Source organism: Rhizobacter sp. P3_C12, from assembly GCF_056402735.1.
The window spans coordinates 1-3,673 of sequence record NZ_JBFUGW010000432.1 but is presented as its reverse complement, the minus strand read 5'-3'; the positions used below and the strand labels follow the sequence as shown (position 1 = coordinate 3,673).

Below are 3,673 nucleotides of genomic sequence, written 5' to 3'. Positions count from 1 at the left end.
TACGGCTACTTGATAAACTATGAGTCAGATGACCCGGGGAGTCCTATTGATTCAATAGGGTATTGTGATTCCAATGGGGATTCACTGCTGCACATCGCCGCACAATGTGGGGACAGGCGCGCCGTTGAGCTTCTATTGAAGGCTGGCCTGGACGTGAATTTGGTCGGTGACATGGGGAATACGGCGTTGCATTATGCAAAGACGGAAGAGGTATTCAACTTGTTGTTGGCTCACGGAGCGTCGAGAGAGGTGATGAATGRGTTCGGCAGAACGCCTGAATTGAAGGGGGCCTTGTAAGCGAGAGCGACAACATGAACGAGAGGCTGCGGCCTGRCTTTGAGCCCGAGGTATCCGACATCACCCCCCAAACGGGTGAAGCCCCATCCTCAATCTGTACTTTGACGCTCCCCGTGCCCCTTCCCATACTCGACCGCTCCGCCTTGTAGTGAGACACGTCGATGACGGAAATGACCGATCTGCTTCGGTCGGCGCAATCCGGTGATCCGCAGGCTTCGAGCCGGTTGTTCGAGCTGGTCTACGCAGACATGAAGCGCATGGCGCACAGCCGGCTCTACCGGAGCGGCGGGCTGGACGACCTGGACACCACCTCGCTGGTGCACGAGAGCTTCCTGAAGCTGTCCGGCGAGGGCCGACTCAAAGCCTCCGACCGCCCAGCCTTCTTCGGCTACGTGGCCCGCGTGATGCGCAGCGTCGTCATCGACCACGTGCGCGAGCGCCACGCCCAGAAACGCGGCAGCGGTGACCTGCTGGTCACCTTGACCACCGGCATCGAGGCCGAGGCGATCGACGACCGGCGCCTGATGGCGATGGGCGCCGCACTCGACGTATTGCAACGCCTGTCGCCGCAGTTCCACGAGCTGGTCGAGCTGCGCTACTTCGCCGGGCTGTCGATCCGCGAGGTGGCCGAGGCGCGCGGCACCTCCACGCGCACCGTCGAGCGCGAATGGGAGAAGGCGCGCGCCTTCCTGCTGCACCTGATGGAAGAGGCATGAATGCCCAGGACCTGACACCGGCCGAGGTCAACCGCATCTCGCTGCTGCTCGACCAGGTGGGCGACCTGCCGCGCCACGAGCGCGCCGGCTGGCAGGCCGAGTTGGCGCGCCGCGAGCCGGCGGTGGCCGAGGTGGTCGCGCAGCTTCGCGAACGGATGCAGCCGACCGACATCACGGTGGTCCCGCGCGTCGAGACCGACGACCTGGTCGCGCGCGGCATCGATCGCGCCGCCCGCACGGCCCGCGGGGCCGACGCGCCCTCGCTGGTCGGCCGCCGCATCGGCGCCTACCGCGTGCTGCGCCCGATCGGCCAGGGCGGCATGGGCTCGGTGTGGCTCGCGCAGCGCGACGACGGCCTCTACGAGCGCCAGGTCGCGCTGAAACTGGTGCGGGCCCACCTGTTCGGCCCGCACGTTCACGAGCGCTTCGCACGCGAACGCCGCATCCTCGGCGCGCTGGAGCACCCCAACATCGCGCGCCTGCTCGATGCCGGCATCACCGACGACGGCCAGCCCTACCTCGCGCTGGAGTACGTGCAGGGCGAGCCGCTGGGGGCCTTCTGCGACCGCCGCGAGCTCGGCCTGATGCAGCGCCTGGTGCTGATGCTGCAGGTGCTGACGGCGGTGCAGTTCGCGCACCAGAACCTGGTGATCCACCGCGACCTGAAGCCGGCCAACATCCTCGTCACCGAAGACGGCCAGGTGCGGCTGCTCGATTTCGGGATCGCGAAGCTGACGACCGACGGCCAGGCCGACGAGACCGAGCTGACGCGCATCGCCGGCCGCGCGCTGACGCTCGAATACGCGTCGCCGGAGCAGGTGGCCGGGCGCGCGGTGACGACCGCCAGCGATGTCTACTCGCTCGGCGTCGTGCTGTACGGCCTGCTGTGCGGGCTGCGGCCCTACGAGCCGGTGCGCGCCTCGTGCGCGGCGCTCGAAGAAGCGGTGCTCGGCATCGAGCCGCAGCGCCCCAGCCTGCGCGAGCTGACCGACGAGGCCGCGCGTGCCCGCGGCACCAGCGTGCGCCGGCTGCGCCCGATGCTGGCCGGCGACYTCGACACCATCGTGCTGAAGGCGCTGAAGAAAGACCCGGCGCAGCGCTACCCCACGGCCGAATCGCTGCGCGAAGACCTGGTGCGCCACCTCGGCGGCCAGCCGGTGCTGGCGCGGCCCGACAGCGCGGCCTACCGCCTGCGCAAGTTCGTCGGCAGGCACCGGCGGCAGGTCGCGGCGGCCGGGCTCGCCGGCCTGGTGCTGGCCGGTGCGGCAGCCGTGTCGCTGCAGCAGGCGCAGCGCTCGCGCGAGCAGGCCGCGCTCGCGCAGCGCGAGAGCCAGCGGGCGCAAGCGGTGCAGGGCTTCCTGACCAGCCTCTTCACCGCCAACTCGCTGCAGCAGGCCGATCCGCAGCGCGCCCGCCAGACCACCGCGCGTGAGCTGCTGGAGGTCGGCGCCAGGCAGGCGTCGCAGGCGCTGAAGGATTCGCCCGAAGCGCTCGACGAGGTGCTCGACACGCTGGCCGACATGCATTTCCAGCTCGGCCTGTTCGACGAGGCCGGGCAGCTGCGGCTGCAGCGCGTCGAGGCGGCGCGGCGCTCGTTCGGTGCGCACGACGCACGGCTCGCCAGCGCGCTGCTCGCGTACGCCCGCGACGTGAACCACACCGACGACCGCGCCCGCGCGCTGGCCGCGATGGACGAAGCCCGGCAGGTGCTCGATGCGATCGGCGACGACGCGTCGGAGACGCGCGGCTGGATGTGGATCAACCGCGCCGAGATCGAGCAGTACGTGTCGCTGGCCGGCATGCGCGCTGCGGCGCAACAGGCGGTCGCGCATTTCCGGCAGCACCCGGCGCAGTGGTCGAGCGGCTACGAGGCGCTGCGCAACCTGGCGCGCTCGCACCACCTGGCCGGCGATGCGGCCACCGCGCAGGCGATGCTGAAGGAGGCGCTGGCCGAGATCGACCGGCACGAGGCATCGCCGTCCGCCTGGTCGGTGACGCCGCTGGTGCAGCTGGCCGAAGCGCAGGCGGCGGCGCGCGATTTCGGCGCGGCCGAGGGCAACCTGCGGCGCGCGCTCGACCTGTCGCGCAAGCTCAGCGGCCCGCTGGACGGCGGCACGCTGCAGACCCAGGCCAAGCTGGGGGGCCTGCTGCACAGCCTGGGGCGGCGCGATGAAGGCTGGCGGCTGCTCGATGACGCGCGTGCCGCGATCGAGCGGCCCGATGCGAACGCGACGCCGGCAGCGGTGGGCGCGGTGAACCGCTTCCGCGGCGATGCCCACCATGCCGACGGCCGCTTCGCCGAGGCCGACCGCGACTACGCGCCCGAGCTGGACGACCTGCGCGCGCACTACCCCGGCTCGGTGCCGCTCGCGCGCGAGATGCTGCTGCAGGCGCGCAACTGGACGGCGATGGGCCGCTATGTCGAGAGCGGCCGGCAGATCGACGAGGCGCACCGCATCTGGCGCGCCGTGGGCCGCGGCGTCGCGGCGCCGGCCACGCACAACCCCTTCGTGTTCGAGGCGGTGCGGCTGCTGTTGGCGCAAGGGCAGGCCGGGCCGGCGATCGAGCGGCTGAAGGAGGTCGTGCTGGTCGACGCCGGCGGGCCGCAGCTCGACCGCGTGCAGTGGCTGCTGTTCAGCGGGCGCGCCGCGCTGCAGCAG

3 protein-coding genes are annotated in these 3,673 nt (G+C 70.7%); all 3 read left to right on the top strand.

Annotated elements, in window-relative coordinates:
- Positions 1-297: ankyrin repeat domain-containing protein (locus AC1DXV_RS32635; protein WP_477937640.1), on the top strand; the 297-nt coding region annotated here is incomplete at its 5' end.
- Between the two features lie 170 nt (positions 298-467).
- The gene (locus AC1DXV_RS32630; protein ID WP_477874344.1) at positions 468-1,013 is read left to right on the top strand and encodes an ECF-type sigma factor; all 546 of its coding nucleotides are present in this window, start codon (positions 468-470) and stop codon (positions 1,011-1,013) included.
- Positions 1,010-3,673 (top strand): serine/threonine-protein kinase (locus tag AC1DXV_RS32625; RefSeq protein ID WP_477937638.1); only part of this gene is annotated, 2,664 nt, incomplete at its 3' end. The genes AC1DXV_RS32630 and AC1DXV_RS32625, both read left to right, overlap by 4 nt.